The sequence below is a fragment of the Hydrogenobacter hydrogenophilus genome, from assembly GCF_900215655.1.
GTDB lineage: Bacteria > Aquificota > Aquificia > Aquificales > Aquificaceae > Hydrogenobacter > Hydrogenobacter hydrogenophilus.
Map to the genome: position 1 here is coordinate 1 of NZ_OBEN01000015.1, position 15952 is coordinate 15952.

Here is a 15952-nt window from a genome sequence, read left to right on the forward strand (position 1 = left end):
CTATGAACTTTACGATCTGTTTGTGTTTTTTGTTTCTCATTCTAATATTATCTCCCCATTGTGGGGAGCTTTTTTGCTATTTTTTAAACAGTCTCACTACACCGCCGATGATTGTTTTCAAAACCACAACAGAAGAAAGACCAAAAATACGGAGATTTACAAGCCTTAGCTCAATCTCAGATAGATTACGAATTGCTTTATTCATTCTTTGAATGCTTTGTGTGATAATGTAGATGTCCACGCCCAAGTGTCTGTGATAGTCAAAAAAGAACTTTTGGACTTGTGTTAGATCTGTGTCCTCATCTATGATGCTTTGGAACTCATCAAGATAGAAGACTACCTTACGAAAATCCCGCTCTTTGTACAAAGTAGGGATTATGTAGCGTTTCCAAAAGTCCACATTCAAGATGGTTAAGAACCCTACCCTGTAATTTCCATCGTAATGCATGCCAGCGAAAGAATAGCAAAGAGCCAAAAACTCATCAAGATACATAAAATTATCCACTTCCTTGCCAAAGTAGAAGCTGAGTTTATCACGCTCCAAACCGTCAATGTTTGAGACAACCAAAACGGAAGGTTTTTTAAGATCATCAAGAAGCTTTTTAACAGCGTAGTATGTTTTGCCAGCTCCAGGAGTACCTGTGATGAAAACTATAGCCATGGCTAAAGCCTGAGAAAAGGAATGAGATTTAAAACAAAGCGAATTGTAAGAGCATATGAGAGTATGCCTATAGCTTGTGGTATGCCAGAGTTTGCAAGAAACCAGTTATCAATGTAAAGCGAGGAAAGAGGAGCTATAGGAATAGAAAGAGCAGAAAGCACGCCGAGAATAAAAGCAAGAACACCCTTTAACACAGCAGTAAAGCCACAATAAAACATACACATGTTATAACCTCCTTAAAGGTATTGATTGCCAGAGAAGGAAGACACTGTAAGAGACTAAAAGAGCAGAGAAAAAGCCAAAGGCAACCGCAAGACCCTTAAACACACCCATAAAAAGACTGTCCAAATCCTTCAAAAGATCATCAAACTTAGCTTGAGCCTCTTCACACTGTCTTTTTAGCTCCTCTGTTATAGCATCTGTCAATGTAATGACAGGCTGAACTTCCTGACTGAGAAGATAATTCACATAAGGTATAAATTCTGTTTCATCTACAGTTATGTCTATGTCAGGAAAGACATAAGGAGAAGGCAAAAGCTGAGTTTGTAGCTCAGGAGAAATAAGCAAAGTATCAGGATCAGAAATAGCCCGCCTTATTCTCTCTATCCTCTCTCTTAGCTCAAGGTTAGGATCTAAAGCAGTGTCAGTATCCACATAGGGAAGATTATCAACATAAGGTAGAGTTTGTACCGCAGTTTGAGTATTATCCACCGCATCATTCCAAGACTGCACAATTTGAATTTGTCTTTTTAGGTTTTCCTGCTCATCTTGTGAAAGATCAGGAGGAAGAGTATACTTTACCTCACCACCAATAGAAATTGTAGCACCAGGAGTACGAGGAGAGGGAAGATCAAAACACTCTACGCTATCATCAGTGGAAATCTGAATATAGTCAACATTAAAGCTACCACCACAGAACAAACCAAGCGTAATACCGCATGTAGTCATCTTAGGCTTACCCACATTAAAGGACACTTTACAAGTAACGCTTTTATTCATGCAAACTGTATACCCACCAAAACCGCAGTAGTAAGGACTGCCATATTCTGTATACTTCTTAGCGAGGAAATCAAGATTAATGCCATTATTCCAAACAGGAGAAAAACTAAATAGCATACAAGCATACACCTGAGCTTGCCACCTTGCTATTCCTTCCTGCAGACAGCTGAGAGCAGGCTTACCATAAGATACATTTCCGTAGATATCAGTAAAAGTATAGTGCTGATCAAAAATACAATCAGACTGCGAAATAGAAGGAGGACAACCCCAATTCCGAGAAATTATCCAATAGAGATAAGTAATCATACCATCACTCCGATAGAGGCAATCAACATAAGAAGAGAAGCAATCATTACAACCCGCAACAAGAAACCCACCATAACAAAGCTGATAAGGATTTTCAACAGATGGGAAAGACAACTGAGGCAAAGGAACAGAGAAGTTAAAGTAAGGAACATCTAAAGTCCCAGTGATCTGTTTAATGTACCAATAGAGCCTACGCATCAATGCCAAATGACTTTCTTCCACAAGGTTTACATGTGAAAAGTCTAAAAAGAAAGACTGAACCAGAGAGATACCCAGCTTAGCCAAAAGCTCAAGACCAGACAAAGCACGATTTAAAAGCACATTAAAAGCTTTTGTTTCATTCACCGCACGAAGAGAGTAAGGAACAATAGGAGAAACAGAAGGATACACCTCAGATATCACAAGCTGAGTTTGTAGTGTATCAAGTAGCAACTGACGAGTAGCAGACTGCAAAGCACTTGCCTTAGAAAGAACACCAGAAGAGCCAGACTGAAGAGCAGAAATGTATTCATCAGCACTACGCCTAAATGCACTTAAGCTTTGCTCATAGCTCTGTCTTGAAATGTGCAAATTATCTATAGCAGTTTGCTCTATTGTAGTAGACCTTTGCCACATTTCCTCTAATATCTGAAGCTGTTCATCATAAGCTTGGGACTTTTGCCACATCATCTCAAGCTGATAAAGTACATCATCATTAGAAACCTTAGGCATCTCAGGTATCACAGGAGCAACCACTACATTCACACGAGCAAAGGCAAACGCAAAAAGAAGGAGAAAGAAGAAAAGCCAACGCATGGCTAACGCCTGAAGATGATAAAGTAGGAGAGAATGGTAGCGAAGATAATCCAAGCTGTTTTCATTGCAACCAATAGAGAAACCATAACGGGATTGCCTGCAATGTCTATAGCTGTATTAACGAAGGGAGGGAGATTGACAGGTATAGGTGGTGGAGGAGTACCACCCACATTGAGAGAGAAGCCCTGAAGGAACTGAAAAATTGATGTATTCTTAGCAGAATTTACAAAATCTTGTAGGACTTGCTCTATTGTATCACAAGAACAAGCACCGCAATAGCTATTATCTACTATTTGCATTTGATTTCTTTCCCTACATACGCACGCTTGTTTACCGCCTACATCTTCAAAACCACATTGAAGAGCAAAGGCTAAAAAGGGAAGAAGGAGAAGAAAGAGTAGCCTCATTTTTCACCACTCCTTCTAAGAGCATTACCCACTATGACAGAAGCAAGAAGACCCATAACAGTAGCAAGTCCAATGCCAAGTCCGAGGAGATGAATTTTAAAGTCCTTAAGTGTTTCATTGAGCTGATTAAGAGCCAACACATAGTCCGCACACTCACACTGAGACTGAGCAAATACAAAACCAAACATCAAAAGAAACAACAAAACCATCATGCCCAAACCCTCAATATGAAAAATCCAGATGCGAGAAGCCCAAAAGCAAAACCAACACCAACAAAAATATTTAAAAATGCTTGCTTGATGCCAGTAAGTGTGTTTTTCAAATCCCAAACAGTAGAACATGGAGATGGAGAAGTAGAACCACCACCAGCACCACCTGAAGGAGGAGAAGGAGCAAAAGGATCAGATGGATAATTGCTACAGTCAAAAAGAATGCAAGAGCACTGCCAAGAAGAGCCATTTAAAACACAGTCATAAACAACATCTGAAGAAGAAGCACGAGAAGAGCAATAATTATTCACATCTTCCTGTGTCAGATCACCTTGAGGATAAACAGGATAAGCTCCCATCTCACCGTAGCATATACAACCGCTATAAGTAGTATTGCTGTCTATGTGAAAGGTAGACCAAACACAAGCAAAGGCAAAATGAGGCAGGGAGAACCCCGCCCCAAGCACAAGCAGTAGGAGTAGACGATTAAGCTTTGCCAAGAGCACGCTTGATGATTTTGTAGGTAACGAAGAAAATCAAAATGGAAGCTACAGCACCAAGCAAACCTTGAACACCAGAAACAAGACCAGATACGGCCTGTTGAGCTTGCTGAAGTATATCCATCTCTTACACCTCCTTAAGAGTTTTTAAACTTTGGTTAGATGAATTGTTAGCTGACTGATTAGCTAATTGGTTAAAGTGTTTGATAGCTATCTCATAAACTGTATGCCAATAATAAGCATCTTCTTTGCCCTTAGTCCAATCCACAGGGAAAGGTAAGCCTTCCATCTCTTCAACCATAGCAAGTATTAGCTTTTTGACATGAGCTTTTTCATCTTTAAACAAGTCCAAAAGACCAGCAACACCGCCGTAGTAAGCCTTTATAAGCTTTGACTTTCTCATGATTACAACCTCTTCAAAATCCATATGGGAATAGTAAAGACCCACACGAGGAAGAAAGCCCCAGTAAAGAAAGGCACAGACCCCATAAACGCGGTACCGAAAGCTGAAACCATCATATTAGCTACAGACTGAGGATCCATTACTTTTTCTCCTTGTCTTTGACAACATCAAAAGGCACATCAAAATCAAAACCAGATGAAGCAGAAAGAGGATCACCGAGAGAAATGTTTATGCCAGAGATGGGAACATCAAGCACGGTATTTGGAACTATAGACATAGTCAAAGGAGCAGAAACAACCAAATAGAGAGGAAACTCAGGACGCTCATTAAAAAGCTGTCCGTATAACTGATATATAGCTCCCTGTCTACCATTCTTTTCCCAAGTCCTTCTTTTTTCCACAAGAAGGACTTTTAACTTGAGAGGAGAACCCATGCCACCTGTCATATCACACCCCCTTTAGTTAGTTAAGACTAAAGTAAGAAAAAACAAAAAATAATGCAAATAAGCACACACCTTTAAGTAGTTAACAGTTTGAATTTAGGACTAAGTGAAGACTGTTTATCACTTAAAAATTAAACTGTATTCAACTTAGAGAGAAAAAAGGAGGATCACGCTCAAAACCTACACAGTCATAGAAACCCTTGAAGAACTCAGAAAAAGGAATAGAGAAAGTCAAAAAGTACACACGATAAAAGTCGTAAAGATTTAACCAGCCAAGCAAAGATGAAGATGAAGAGAAAGAAGGACGAATAAAATTTCTACTCATAGAGAATAGACGCACACGAAAGTACCACATAAGGCATGTAGAAAGACGCACACGCACCTTATTATCACGCAAAGAAAAAGCCCAGTATTTGTGAGCAGACTTAACCAAGTACTTCAAGAGATAAGCTTTTATCTTTTCTGTGTCTCTACCAATAAACTTGACATCTACACCTTGAAAAGCAGAAAGATTAGAAGAGAAAGAACGCCACCAACTATATATACGCTCAATGCTAACGAAAGGGAAAGATGCTAATATGTGAACATGAGGATAACCATCTTCATGAACCTCTATAACCCAAAAGTACCGAAAATTCTTATATCCCTTCTTTCTAAGATATGCCCTAAAACGCTGAAAGAAGTCAGAAAGCCAGAAGCCAATATTAGCCCATACATAGGTTAAATCCCAAGAACGGGACAAAGTAAGAGTGATGAGCACCCAGTTAAGAGCAGGTATGTTTATATGCTTTATCCAAGAATAATAAGTCTTTGAAAAATAACGCAAACGAATAGGACGCACCGCATATTTACCATTGAAAAAGACAGGGACTTTTTGAAGCTTTTGAAGATACCAAACAGGATACAACTTAGCAAGCTGAACCGCATTATGAGAAAGACGCACCTGTCTACCTTGCCATTCTGAAGTTAGGACATCTAAAAAGTCAGTATCCAGCTCATTAAGGGAATACTCAAGCAAATCCACAGAAAAAAGATAAAGAAAGGAACAGCAAAAAGAATAGTAAAAGATAATGCTATCTTGGAACTGTTTTAGACTTTATCTTTCACACCTTCCAAATTTAGCTATAAATGACAATATGATATAAATCATATAGAAAGGACTTGACACCAGAAGATAATGGTAGTATGCAATACACGAGCGTAAAGGGTAAAAGGTTAAAACTCATAATAAGCGAGGAGGAGATAAAAAAAAGAGTGAAGGAACTTGCCAAAACTATAGAGCATGACTTTGGAGAACCTTTTATTGCCATAGGGCTTCTTAAAGGATCCTTTGTATTCTTGGCTGATTTAGTTAGATACATAAACACGCTTGTGAAGATAGACTTTATGTGGGTATCTAGCTACGGCTCTGGTACTTTGAGCGAAGGTCATGTGAAGATAGTGAAGGACTTGAGTATGGATATAGAAGGACAAAAGGTGCTTTTGGTAGACGATATTTTGGATACTGGCTATACGCTCAAGGAGATAAAAAGCATCTTAAGTATGCGAGAACCCAAGATGCTAAGAACATGCGTACTTCTTGATAAGTACGAAAGGAGAAAGGTAGATGTTGAGGTAGAGTATGTGGGATTTAAAGTGCCAGATGCATTTCTTGTGGGCTACGGGCTTGACTGGGACGAGGAGGGTAGAAACCTAAGGGGCATTTACGCTGTAGAGGGAGTATAACCTTTTTGTTGCAACACTGTTGCAACATGCAACACATTCTCTAAACCTTTAGTAGAAAAATCCTCAGAACTGTAAGCTTTTTTTGATCACTTTTTTGGCACGAAATTTGCATGAATATTGAGTGTAAATCCAAAAAGGAGGTGGTTGCGATGGCGACCCTTAGCAAACTTAAAGAGCTCATGTCAATTCCTGGCGCAATAGCGGCAGGTGAGTTTTCTGACGATGGCAGGCTTCTTGCCTATTATGGAGATATTGATGAGAAGTCTGCGGAGATAGCTGCTATGATGTGTGCTGCTAACAAGCTCATGGGCAACATGCAGGCAAAGGGCTGGAGCGCATACACAGGTCAGGGTGGTTTTTACCCTGTGATGGGCTTTGCTGTAGCAGGTGGTAAATACGCAGCGTGCATTATGGGTAATGTGGGCGTATTTGTAGAGCTTGATAAGGCAGACTTTGACAAAGTATTTGAAACACTTTCTAAATACATCTAAGGAGGTGTAGCCATGGCGAACTTGGACAGGCTTATGAGCATAAAAGGTGTATGGGCAGCGGGCGAGTTTTCTCCCGATGGCAAACTGCTTGCTTACAAAGGCAACATATCAGAAGAACATGCTGCAATGGCAGCTATGATGTGTGCAGCCAACACCATGATGGCGGAGATGCAAACCCAAGGATATACCGCTTTCTCCGGTCAGGAGTGGACTCCTCTCATAGGCTGGGCACTAACTGGTCCTAAGTACTCAGTGTGCGTGGTGGGTAATGTGGGAGTTTTCGTGAACAACGATGAGGTATCCTTCAACGAGGTCTTCAAGGCTCTAAGGGAAGAAGCAGGTAAATAAGCATTTCCCTCTCTCTTCCTTTCTTTTTTTCTTTTTTTGGAGGTCTATGATGTACAAATTTCTGTCTGAGGATTGGATAAAGGCTTACATGGAAGAGTGGAACAAAAATGATAAGCTCAAAAGCGAACTCAAAGACTTTTCCGCTACCATAAAGTACTACATAGAGGGCAGAGAAGATGATGCGGTGGAGCTTATAGTGGAAAATGGTATAGCCAATAGTGCTGGAAAGGCTAATGGTCAGGCATATGACTTTGAGATGTGGGCAAGCCTTGAAAATTGGAAAAAGCTTGCAACAGGTGAGATGGGACCCAAAGCAGCCATGCTTACCAAAAGGCTCAAATTCAAAGGCTCCATGATCACCGCCATGAAGTACATGGGACCCTTTGAGGAAAGCCTAAGAATGATGGGCAGAGTTCCCACAGACTGGAATGTATAATCTTCTCTATGGACCTGAGCATATTTGACTCCCTTTACGAGGGGGTCCTTGTCATAAACAAAGATAGAAAGGTAGTTTATTTCAACCCTTCCGCTCAGGAATTACTTGGGGGAAATCTAAAGATAGGTATATCCTGCAGAGGGCTTTTTTCCATTTGCTCCTTTTGTCCTATGGATTATGTCTTAGAGGAAAGTCAGGCGGTACAGGTTTATGATGTACAAACACCTACTGACAGGCATGTGTGCTGGAGCATGAACCCTATACAAGATGGATCAATGGTTATAGAGCTTTTCAGAGATGTGAGCAATGTGGTAAACTGCATCATAGAGGCAGAAAGACAAAGGACCTACAAAGAAGCCATACTAAACTCCATTGTAGAAGCCATACTTGTGTTAGACAATGAGGGTAGGGTCTTAGAACATAACAGCATAGCTCAGAGGGTGCTCTGTAGGGACGAAAAGGAAAGCCTTATAGGTAAGAACCTAAAGGACTTAGTAGACCTTAGCTTAGAGGAACTGCCACCTGAGGGAGAGCGCACTGATGTTTATATTCACACACCCTGTGGGAAGCAAAAAGCTTCTGTGCTCATCTCACCCATGAAATTGGGCTTTGGTTATGTGGTGTCTTTTTACGTGATCCAAGAGGTTAGCACATGCGCAGTAGGGGAGGAGGACACCATCATCTCCAAAAACCCTGCGGTAGTAAAAGCCATAGAATTGGCAAAAACGGTAGCGGAGTATGACACCAATGTATTAATAGAGGGAGAGACAGGCACAGGTAAAAGCTTACTTGCTAAGTACATACACTACTTATCACCGCGCAGGGATAAACCCTTTGTAAAGATAAACTGCACCGCCATACCAGAGGGTCTGTTGGAGGCAGAACTATTCGGCTATGCAAAAGGAGCCTTTACAGGAGCACTAAGGGACAAACCCGGCAAGGTAGAGATAGCGGATGGTGGTACTTTACTACTTGATGAAATAGGTGATATGCCCCTTTCTCTTCAGGCAAAGATCTTACATCTTGTGCAGGACAAAGAGTTTGAAAGGCTTGGAGATACCAAAACCAGAAAAGCCAATGTGCGCATAATAGCTACCACCAACAAAAACCTTAAGGAGCTTGTCAAAAAAGGACAGTTTCGTGAGGACCTCTACTATAGGTTAAATGTGGTAAGGATATGGCTTCCTCCTTTAAGGGAAAGAAAGGAAGATTTGCCACTGCTAATAAACCACTTTGTGGAAAAGTTCTCAAAAAAGTACTCAAAGAGGATAAAAAGACTGTCTGCAGAGGCTGTAAAGATCTTGCTGTCATATGACTTTCCGGGCAATGTGAGAGAGCTTGAAAACATCATAGAGCGAGCGGCCATCACCTGCAGAGGAAGCATCATAAAACCCGAAGACCTCCAAATAGAGACTCAAGAAAGTTCCCATGTGGAAGAAGACAAAGAGAGGATAAGGCGCGTGCTTGAACAGACAGGCTGGAACAAAAGCCTTGCAGCAAAAGTTTTAGGCATGCACAGGACCACTCTCTGGAGGAAGATGAAAGAGTTAGGCATAGGTAAGTGAGCCTTTCTCAGGTTAAAATTAGATGTAGGAGGTAGCCTCTATGATTCCTTACGAAGATGCGCTTTCTACAGTCCTTGAACACACAAAGGTGATAGATACAGAGAGAGTGTTTATCCAAGAGTAATAAGTCCTTGAAAAATAACGCAAACGAATAGGACGCACAGCATATTTGCCATTGAAAAAAAACAGGGACACTGCGAAGTTTCCTAAGATACCAAACAGGATATAACTTAGCTAACTGAACCGCATTATGTGAAAGACGCACCTGTCTACCTTGCCATTCTGAAGTTAGGACATCTAAAAGATCAGTATCAAGCTCATTAAGGGAATACTCAAGCAAATCCACAGAAAAAAGATAAAGAAAGACGGAAGGTAAGAAAAGGTTAAAGATAGTGTTATCCTAAGACTGTTTTAGAGTTTATATTTGACACCTTCCAAATTTAGCTATAAATGACAATATGATATAAATCATATAAAAAGGACTTGACAAGATGTTAGTATAGTGGTATGCAATACACGAGCGTAAAGGGTAAAAGGTTAAAACTCATAATAAGCGAAGGAGGAGATAAAAAAAAGAGTGAAGGAACTTGCCAAAACTATAGAGCATGACTTTGGAGAACCTTTTATTGCCATAGGGCTTCTTAAAGGATCCTTTGTATTCTTGGCTGATTTAGTTAGATACATAAACACGCTTGTGAAGATAGACTTTATGTGGGTATCTAGCTACGGCTCTGGTACTTTGAGCGAAGGTCATGTGAAGATAGTGAAGGACTTGAGTATGGATATAGAAGGACAAAAGGTGCTTTTAGTGGACGATATTTTGGATACTGGCTATACGCTCAAGGAGATAAAAAGTATTTTAAGTATGCGAGAACCCAAGATGCTAAGAACATGCGTACTTCTTGATAAGTACGAAAGGAGAAAGGTAGATGTTGAGGTAGAGTATGTTGGATTCAAAGTTCCAGATGCTTTTCTTGTGGGCTACGGGCTTGACTGGGACGAGGAGGGTAGAAACCTAAGGGGCATTTACGCAGTGGAGGAAATCTAAATCTAAAGCTTTTTTCAATATGAATTGAGCACTGCCTTCTATACCGAGTTTTTCCACATCTACTTCCTCCCACCCTTGCCTTCTGAACCACCTTATCTGTCTTTTGGCATAATCTTTTGTGTTTTTCACTATATTCTTCACTGCTTCCTCTAAGCTTATCAAACCTTTCAGATAAGGTATTAACTCCTTGTATCCTATAGCCTGTTGTGAGGTCAGGAAGTTCTCAAAACCCATGTCCAAGAGTTTTTTTACCTCATCAACTAAGCCTTTTTCAAGCATCTGCACTACTCTTTTCTCTATATTGCGGGAAAGGCTTTCCCAACTTAGTTTTGTGTAAAAACCTTTAAACTCAAAGCGTGGTGCCCCCCACCTGTGGAAAGACGAAAAGGGTCTGCCTGTCTGAAGGAAGACCTCCAAAGCCCTCACTATCCTCCTGCTATCCTGTGGCGATATCTTCATGGCGTATTTTTTATCAACCACCTTTAGCTTTTCGTAAAGGTAAGCACTGCCCTTTCTTCCTGCTATTGAGTAAAGTCTTTGTCTAAGGGACCAATCGGGTGGAGGCGTTTCTTCTATACCATACAGAAGTGCCTGTATGTAAAGGTATGTGCCACCGCATACTATAGGGACCTTTTTCCTTCCCTTTATGTCTTCTATGGCTTTTACAGACATTTCCTCAAAAATTTTTGCGTCAAAGACCTCACCTGGCTCAAGTATATCAACAAGATGGTGTTTTACCACTTTCATACATTCTACAGGTTTTGCTGTGCCTATGTCCATGTACTTATAAACACTCATAGAATCGGCGCTTATTATCTCACCATTAAGAGCCTGAGCAACCAGGCAAGCTATTGAAGACTTCCCACTTGCTGTAGGACCACCTATTACCAGTAGCATGCTATAATTTAAATATTATGTTTGACCTGCTAATAGAAAGGTTTAATAAGAGTCTCTCTAAGCTAAGTAGCACAAGAAAAATTACCGAAAAGCAAGTTAACGATGTTCTCAGAGAAATAAGAACTGCGCTTTTGGAAGCGGATGTGGATTATGATGTTGCAAAAGCTTTTCTCAAAAGGGTAAGGGAAAGAGTGCTGACTGAAGACCTCAAAAAGAACATCTCACCCACCGACAGTATAGTGCTTACCGTATACGAAGAGCTGACTAACATACTGGGTGGAGAAAAAGCGGACATAAAGAAGGGAACTGTGCTTTTTGTAGGTTTGCAAGGTACAGGCAAAACTACCACTATAGGTAAAGTAGCTCATTTTCTCAAAAACCAAGGCTTTAAAGTGGCTGTTGCTTCAACAGATGTGAGAAGACCCGCAGCCATGCTACAGCTGGAAAAGCTTGCAGAAAGGGTAGGCGTCCCTTACTACCGCTTTGATGAAACCTCACCCGTGAGTATAGCTGTCAAATCAAAGGAAAGGGCTTTAAAGGAAGGAATGGATTACCTACTTCTTGACACCGCAGGAAGATTGCACGTGGACGAAGAGCTCATGCAAGAACTCAAGCAGATAAAGGAAGCAGTGAAGCCTTCAGAAGTGCTCTACGTTGCTGACGCTATGCAAGGACAAGAAGCTCTGCGCGTGGCAAAGGTCTTTCACGAAACTGTTCCACTGACTGGGGTTATTCTTACCAAGATGGACGGAGACGCACGAGGTGGAGTAGCTCTTTCTGTGAAGTCCGCTATAGGTGTGCCCATAAAGTTCGTAGGTGTTGGAGAAAAGATAGAGGACTTAGAAGTTTTTTATCCTGACAGGATAGCTCAGAGAATTTTGGGACTTGGAGACATACAAAGTCTTGCAGAAAAAGCCCAGCAAGTCATACCAGAAGATGAGGCTCAGGTGCTTGCTACAAAGATCATGAGAGGAGAGTTTGACCTTGAGGACATGCTCAAGCAGATAAGGTTTATAAAGAGTATGGGACCCTTAGACAAACTTCTGGGTATGTTGCCGGGAATAGGTGCACAACTAAAGAATGTGAAGATAGACGAAAAGAAGTTCAAGAAGACAGAAGCCATAATCCTCTCCATGACGAAAGAGGAAAGAAAAAATCCCAAGATCATCAATATGAGTAGGAAAGTAAGGATAGCAAAAGGTAGCGGTACCACTGTAGGAGATGTGAACAAGGTTTTAAAAGAGTACGAGGAGATGAAGAAGGCAATAAAGAGTATGAGAGGGCTTCTATCTGGCGGTTCTCTACCCAAATTCCCCTTTAGGTTTTAATGACCCTCTATCTCTTTGAGTGTCTCTCTATACTCTTGTTTGTCTCTTATGCTTATAGCTTGATTTATGATTGATAAAGCTTCTTCCTTCCTACCCTGTTTGAAAAGAACCCACGCCAAGTTGTTAAGTATGTCAGGTTCCTGTGGTTTTAGACGCAGAGCTTTTCTGTATTCTTCTTCTGCTTTTTTGTAATTGCCTTCCTTTGCGTAAACATTGCCCAAGTTAAAATACGCTTCCCACATGCCTTTGTCCTTTTGTATAGCTTTTTTGTACTCCTCTTTAGCTAATTTTAGGTCTCCTTTCTTTTCGTATATGTAGCCTAAGTTCAGGTGTTCTTGTGCGCTCAGACTATCCTCAAGAATGACTATCCTTGGAACTCCGCAAGAAAATACAAAAGCTAAGGTAAGGATCAGGAACTTTTTCATATATGAGCCTTTATTTGTTCGTATCCAAACATAAATCCGTGCCCAAGCTGTGCGCCTAATCTGTTTGCCAGTTCTAGCTTCTCTGTGGTATCTATTTTCTTGAAACATACCTTTGATCCGTAGTACTTTACCAGCTCCACCGCTCTTTTTACATCTTCCTTTTTGGCTTTTGTGTAAAATTCGTCACTAAAGAACACATAATCGAAAGCTCCAAACATTAAATCTTTAAGTTCATAACCTATGGTGGTAAAATCGTCCAAGGCTATGCCCAATCCACACTTTTTTACCCTATTTCTGTAAATATACAGGTTCTTAAGTCCCATACCCATAGGGAGGTTTACTACCAGATTCTTCCCGTATAAAGGGAGGCTCTCTATGTTTATAGATATGGGAAGATTTATAAAGAGTATGCCCTTTTTATCCAAAGATTTTAGCGCTTCTAAAACAGCCATTTCTATCTTCATTTTCAGGTCTCTGTTAGCAATTTCTGTAAAGCTTACTTCTTCATCGCCGTAAAGTACTCTTGAAACAACTCTGTATCCATGTAAGTTTCCCGTATCCAGTTCCACGACATTTTCTAAAAGAGCATAAACCTTTAAGTTTTTTCTATCTTCAACGTATAGCATTCTAAGAAAAAACTATGCCAAATGTGAATTGTGGTCAAGTTTCTATTAATATCTTTGCTATTTTCTCTACAAGAGACGAGTTTGGCTCGGGAGAAGGTTTGGCAAAAAGAAAGCCTTGAGCGTAATCTACACCTGCATGTCTCAACCACTCAAGCTCTTCTTTCTTTTCTATGCCTTCACACACAACCCTAATGTTTTCCGTATGAGCCATCTGTATCAGATGGTTTACTATAACCTTCTTGAAGTTATTTTTGTGTATGTCCCTAATTAGCTCCATGTCTATCTTTATGTAGTCAGGTTTAAGCTCTGAAAGATAAAAAAGACCAGAATAGCCACTGCCTACATCGTCAAGGGCAACCTTAACTCCTTCCTCTTTCAGAAAGCTTATAAAGTTCCTGACAACGCTCAGTCTTAGCTCTTCGTATTCAGTTAGCTCTATAACTACTCTTGAAGGTTGAAGGTTATAAGATAAAGCGGTTGATATAAAATCGCCAAAGACTTTGAAAGGGTCTGTTAAGAACCGAGGGTGGAAGTTTATAAACAGTTTTGTATTACCTTTGAGTTTTTCGCTTGCAGATTTTATGGCTTTAGTTCTACAAAAGTCCTCCGTATAAGCAGAAGTGGACTTTCCTATACTAAGAAGGTCTGTGATCTTTATAGGTGGCCTGCAAAGAGCTTCGTAAGCAAATACTTTTCCCGTTTTAAGGTCGATTATAGGATGGAAAAGAATGTTTACTTCATAAAACACATCACTTATGACTGTGTGTATAAGCCTGTCCGCAAGTTCTTCTAAATTTACCGTATTGGGCACTTCTCTGATCAAATAAAATGCGTCTATCTTCGTGTTGTCATCAACATCTTTTAAGAGATATCTAAAACCTTTTAACATTTCTTTATCTATGTCTAATAGAAGCTCAAGAAGATCCTCCCCTCTCTGTGCAAAAACTAATACCGCTGAGCCTACCACCTGATAATAGAGCCCATAGTGTTTAATTGTTTCTGAAAACATCTTTGCTGTATCTTCTGAATATGTGAAAATCACAAGGAGCTTCTTTACCACCTTTAAAAATTATACACGCTTAATAAGTTCTTTTATCTGCCTTTTTATGTCTTCTTCTTTCATCTTTACGCTCCTGCCATGTCCCGGGAGTATCCATTCAAACCTGAAGTGAAGAAGCTTTTCTAAGGATCTTATCTGCTCTTCCCATGAGTACCAACAGTATTCTTTTGATGCATGCAAGCTTTTTTTGGATGGAGAGTACCAAAGATGATCTCCTGTGAAGAGGAAGTTCCTGTAGAGTGCTACCGTATGGCCTGCTGTATGTCCGGGTGTGGGTATTAGTGTGAACTCTCCAATGGACACAGGTTGGTCTCCACTGAGTATTATATCGGCATGGGGATAAGCGTGTGCATCCTTTTCGTGTATGATCACCTTTGCGGAAAAAGCCTTTGCATAAAACTCTGCATCCGCTACATCATCCTCATGCGTTAAAAAGATGTATTTGATACCGCCAAGTTTTTTAATATTTCTCAGAAGATGTGCATTTTCCCGTGGGCTATCTATCATCCAGTTGCCTTCAGGATGCAGAACAAAGTAGCTCATAGCACCGTAAGATTTTCTTGAAGAAAGGCCACATCTATAAACACCATCTTCTATTTGTATAGGAAACTTTTCTATCACTTGGCGTATACCCTCTTTTTTCAAGGTTCCTATAGCGGAAACAGGGCATGATAGCAAAGCCATAAGAGCTTTTTCCCTCTCCTCTTGCTCTTGGGGTTGTTTTACCACACAGGCAGTGCCTTTACCGTCTCCAAAAATAGAAGGTGCAATCTCTCTGCAGATATCACAGTCTATACAGCTTGCATCGACAAAAAAGTCTCCTGGTACATTGCAATCGAGCCTCTTCTTTATATTCGCCATACTTTAATAATTTCTTCCTTTAACTTAGCAGGTGTTATAATTAATACGGTTTCTACATAAACGGGATAAACCAAATACCCCTTTTGAAGGTACATGTAAAGTAGGATAGTGCTTTCTACTCCACCGCTAAAAGGTACTGTTATCCTAACACTTGTCCAAATTTATGATCTCCCCTGTCATACTTTGGGCATCAAGCAAAAACTCAGTGAGTGCCACCACTATGGAAAAATGAAAATGTGAAAACCTATCCTTCTTACACCCGTTATGAGCACTCTCTTCATACTGCAGTATATTTTACGCCCAGAAAACTCGTTTTTAACAATCTGAGACTGTTTAAAAAATAGCAAAAAAGCTCCCCACAATGGGGAGATAATATTAGAATGAGAAACAAAAAACACAAACAGATCGTAAAGTTCATAG

General features: G+C 40.4%; 23 protein-coding genes. 7 read left to right on the forward strand and 16 right to left on the reverse strand.

Annotated features, from left to right (window positions below; genetic code table 11):
- Positions 1 to 76 precede the first annotated feature (76 nt).
- The 10 genes from CP948_RS08440 to CP948_RS08480 form a co-directional block, all read right to left on the reverse strand.
- Positions 77 to 661, reverse strand: coding sequence for a zonular occludens toxin domain-containing protein (locus CP948_RS08440; protein WP_096603429.1), 585 nt, complete (start codon positions 659 to 661; stop codon positions 77 to 79).
- Positions 662 to 663: 2 nt separating this feature from the next.
- Complete coding sequence (locus CP948_RS08445; protein ID WP_096603432.1) at positions 664 to 885, reverse strand: hypothetical protein; 222 nt, start codon at positions 883 to 885, stop codon at positions 664 to 666.
- A gap of 1 nt (position 886) precedes the next feature.
- Positions 887 to 2761: a hypothetical protein gene (locus CP948_RS08450; RefSeq protein ID WP_096603435.1), complete on the reverse strand. Its 1875-nt coding sequence runs from the start codon at positions 2759 to 2761 to the stop codon at positions 887 to 889.
- A gap of 2 nt (positions 2762 to 2763) precedes the next feature.
- Entirely contained in the window at positions 2764 to 3168 is a 405-nt protein-coding gene (locus CP948_RS08455) for a hypothetical protein (RefSeq protein ID WP_096603438.1), read from the reverse strand.
- Positions 3165 to 3380 carry a hypothetical protein gene (locus CP948_RS08460; RefSeq protein WP_096603440.1) on the reverse strand — a complete coding sequence of 72 codons (216 nt, stop codon included), beginning with the start codon at positions 3378 to 3380 and terminating at the stop codon, positions 3165 to 3167. The genes CP948_RS08455 and CP948_RS08460 overlap by 4 nt, the downstream gene beginning before the upstream one ends.
- Positions 3377 to 3883 (reverse strand): hypothetical protein, encoded by a 507-nt coding sequence (locus tag CP948_RS08465; RefSeq protein ID WP_180764114.1) that lies wholly within the window; start codon positions 3881 to 3883, stop codon positions 3377 to 3379. Before CP948_RS08465 ends, CP948_RS08460 begins: the two co-directional genes overlap by 4 nt.
- Positions 3864 to 4001, reverse strand: coding sequence for a hypothetical protein (locus CP948_RS08895; protein ID WP_180764115.1), 138 nt, complete (start codon positions 3999 to 4001; stop codon positions 3864 to 3866). Before CP948_RS08895 ends, CP948_RS08465 begins: the two co-directional genes overlap by 20 nt.
- A 3-nt stretch (positions 4002 to 4004) precedes the next feature.
- Positions 4005 to 4280 carry a hypothetical protein gene (locus tag CP948_RS08470; protein ID WP_096603445.1) on the reverse strand — a complete coding sequence of 92 codons (276 nt, stop codon included), beginning with the start codon at positions 4278 to 4280 and terminating at the stop codon, positions 4005 to 4007.
- Between the two features lie 139 nt (positions 4281 to 4419).
- Positions 4420 to 4725: a hypothetical protein gene (locus CP948_RS08475; RefSeq protein WP_096603448.1), complete on the reverse strand. Its 306-nt coding sequence runs from the start codon at positions 4723 to 4725 to the stop codon at positions 4420 to 4422.
- Positions 4726 to 4864: 139 nt separating this feature from the next.
- Positions 4865 to 5746, reverse strand: a complete 882-nt coding sequence (locus tag CP948_RS08480) for a rolling circle replication-associated protein (RefSeq protein WP_143441280.1) — start codon at positions 5744 to 5746, stop codon at positions 4865 to 4867.
- 161 nt (positions 5747 to 5907) lie between these two features.
- Here CP948_RS08480 and hpt (CP948_RS08485) point away from each other — a divergent pair, with 161 nt between their 5' ends.
- The 6 genes from hpt (CP948_RS08485) (at position 5908) to hpt (CP948_RS08510) (ending at position 10335) form a co-directional block, all read left to right on the forward strand.
- Positions 5908 to 6447 (forward strand): hypoxanthine phosphoribosyltransferase, encoded by a 540-nt coding sequence (gene hpt, locus CP948_RS08485; protein ID WP_096603452.1) that lies wholly within the window; start codon positions 5908 to 5910, stop codon positions 6445 to 6447.
- A gap of 149 nt (positions 6448 to 6596) precedes the next feature.
- Entirely contained in the window at positions 6597 to 6938 is a 342-nt protein-coding gene (locus tag CP948_RS08490; RefSeq protein ID WP_096603454.1) for a DUF2173 family protein, read from the forward strand.
- 12 nt (positions 6939 to 6950) lie between these two features.
- A complete protein-coding gene (locus CP948_RS08495) occupies positions 6951 to 7286 on the forward strand; it encodes a DUF2173 family protein (RefSeq protein ID WP_096603457.1) in 336 nt (111 codons plus the stop codon).
- Positions 7287 to 7335: 49 nt separating this feature from the next.
- The gene (locus CP948_RS08500; protein WP_096603460.1) at positions 7336 to 7722 is read left to right on the forward strand and encodes an SCP2 sterol-binding domain-containing protein; all 387 of its coding nucleotides are present in this window, start codon (positions 7336 to 7338) and stop codon (positions 7720 to 7722) included.
- Positions 7723 to 7730: 8 nt separating this feature from the next.
- A complete protein-coding gene (locus tag CP948_RS08505; protein ID WP_096603463.1) occupies positions 7731 to 9287 on the forward strand; it encodes a sigma 54-interacting transcriptional regulator in 1557 nt (518 codons plus the stop codon).
- A gap of 577 nt (positions 9288 to 9864) precedes the next feature.
- A complete protein-coding gene (hpt, locus tag CP948_RS08510; protein ID WP_338033542.1) occupies positions 9865 to 10335 on the forward strand; it encodes a hypoxanthine phosphoribosyltransferase in 471 nt (156 codons plus the stop codon).
- On the opposite strand, the gene miaA is transcribed toward hpt (CP948_RS08510), so the two are convergent.
- Entirely contained in the window at positions 10303 to 11232 is a 930-nt protein-coding gene (gene miaA, locus CP948_RS08515) for a tRNA (adenosine(37)-N6)-dimethylallyltransferase MiaA (protein ID WP_096603466.1), read from the reverse strand. The two genes, hpt (CP948_RS08510) and miaA, sit on opposite strands and share 33 nt — an antisense overlap.
- A 17-nt stretch (positions 11233 to 11249) precedes the next feature.
- Here miaA and ffh point away from each other — a divergent pair, with 17 nt between their 5' ends.
- Positions 11250 to 12560 carry a signal recognition particle protein gene (ffh, locus tag CP948_RS08520; RefSeq protein WP_096603469.1) on the forward strand — a complete coding sequence of 437 codons (1311 nt, stop codon included), beginning with the start codon at positions 11250 to 11252 and terminating at the stop codon, positions 12558 to 12560.
- Here ffh and CP948_RS08525 read toward each other — a convergent pair.
- The 5 genes from CP948_RS08525 to CP948_RS08930 form a co-directional block, all read right to left on the reverse strand.
- Positions 12557 to 12985: a tetratricopeptide repeat protein gene (locus CP948_RS08525; protein WP_096603472.1), complete on the reverse strand. Its 429-nt coding sequence runs from the start codon at positions 12983 to 12985 to the stop codon at positions 12557 to 12559. The two genes, ffh and CP948_RS08525, sit on opposite strands and share 4 nt — an antisense overlap.
- Positions 12982 to 13611 (reverse strand): EAL domain-containing protein, encoded by a 630-nt coding sequence (locus CP948_RS08530; RefSeq protein ID WP_096603475.1) that lies wholly within the window; start codon positions 13609 to 13611, stop codon positions 12982 to 12984. Before CP948_RS08530 ends, CP948_RS08525 begins: the two co-directional genes overlap by 4 nt.
- Before the next feature lie 34 nt (positions 13612 to 13645).
- Positions 13646 to 14671: an EAL domain-containing protein gene (locus CP948_RS08535; RefSeq protein WP_096603478.1), complete on the reverse strand. Its 1026-nt coding sequence runs from the start codon at positions 14669 to 14671 to the stop codon at positions 13646 to 13648.
- Positions 14672 to 14680: 9 nt separating this feature from the next.
- On the reverse strand, positions 14681 to 15532 hold the full coding sequence (locus tag CP948_RS08540) for an MBL fold metallo-hydrolase (protein ID WP_096603481.1): 852 nt from the start codon (positions 15530 to 15532) through the stop codon (positions 14681 to 14683).
- 218 nt (positions 15533 to 15750) lie between these two features.
- Positions 15751 to 15952 (reverse strand): hypothetical protein (locus CP948_RS08930; RefSeq protein WP_219350207.1); only part of this gene is annotated, 202 nt, incomplete at its 5' end.

Coding starts and splice junctions, on each gene's coding strand:
- CP948_RS08440 (WP_096603429.1), bottom strand. CDS start 661: ATGGCTATAGTTTTCATCACAGGTACTCCTGGAGCTGGCAAAACATAC.
- CP948_RS08445 (WP_096603432.1), bottom strand. CDS start 885: ATGTGTATGTTTTATTGTGGCTTTACTGCTGTGTTAAAGGGTGTTCTT.
- CP948_RS08450 (WP_096603435.1), bottom strand. CDS start 2,761: ATGCGTTGGCTTTTCTTCTTTCTCCTTCTTTTTGCGTTTGCCTTTGCT.
- CP948_RS08455 (WP_096603438.1), bottom strand. CDS start 3,168: ATGAGGCTACTCTTTCTTCTCCTTCTTCCCTTTTTAGCCTTTGCTCTT.
- CP948_RS08460 (WP_096603440.1), bottom strand. CDS start 3,380: ATGATGGTTTTGTTGTTTCTTTTGATGTTTGGTTTTGTATTTGCTCAG.
- CP948_RS08895 (WP_180764115.1), bottom strand. CDS start 4,001: ATGGATATACTTCAGCAAGCTCAACAGGCCGTATCTGGTCTTGTTTCT.
- CP948_RS08470 (WP_096603445.1), bottom strand. CDS start 4,280: ATGAGAAAGTCAAAGCTTATAAAGGCTTACTACGGCGGTGTTGCTGGT.
- CP948_RS08475 (WP_096603448.1), bottom strand. CDS start 4,725: ATGACAGGTGGCATGGGTTCTCCTCTCAAGTTAAAAGTCCTTCTTGTG.
- hpt (WP_096603452.1), top strand. CDS start 5,908: ATGCAATACACGAGCGTAAAGGGTAAAAGGTTAAAACTCATAATAAGC.
- CP948_RS08490 (WP_096603454.1), top strand. CDS start 6,597: ATGGCGACCCTTAGCAAACTTAAAGAGCTCATGTCAATTCCTGGCGCA.
- CP948_RS08495 (WP_096603457.1), top strand. CDS start 6,951: ATGGCGAACTTGGACAGGCTTATGAGCATAAAAGGTGTATGGGCAGCG.
- CP948_RS08500 (WP_096603460.1), top strand. CDS start 7,336: ATGTACAAATTTCTGTCTGAGGATTGGATAAAGGCTTACATGGAAGAG.
- CP948_RS08505 (WP_096603463.1), top strand. CDS start 7,731: ATGGACCTGAGCATATTTGACTCCCTTTACGAGGGGGTCCTTGTCATA.
- miaA (WP_096603466.1), bottom strand. CDS start 11,232: ATGCTACTGGTAATAGGTGGTCCTACAGCAAGTGGGAAGTCTTCAATA.
- ffh (WP_096603469.1), top strand. CDS start 11,250: ATGTTTGACCTGCTAATAGAAAGGTTTAATAAGAGTCTCTCTAAGCTA.
- CP948_RS08525 (WP_096603472.1), bottom strand. CDS start 12,985: ATGAAAAAGTTCCTGATCCTTACCTTAGCTTTTGTATTTTCTTGCGGA.
- CP948_RS08530 (WP_096603475.1), bottom strand. CDS start 13,611: ATGCTATACGTTGAAGATAGAAAAAACTTAAAGGTTTATGCTCTTTTA.
- CP948_RS08540 (WP_096603481.1), bottom strand. CDS start 15,532: ATGGCGAATATAAAGAAGAGGCTCGATTGCAATGTACCAGGAGACTTT.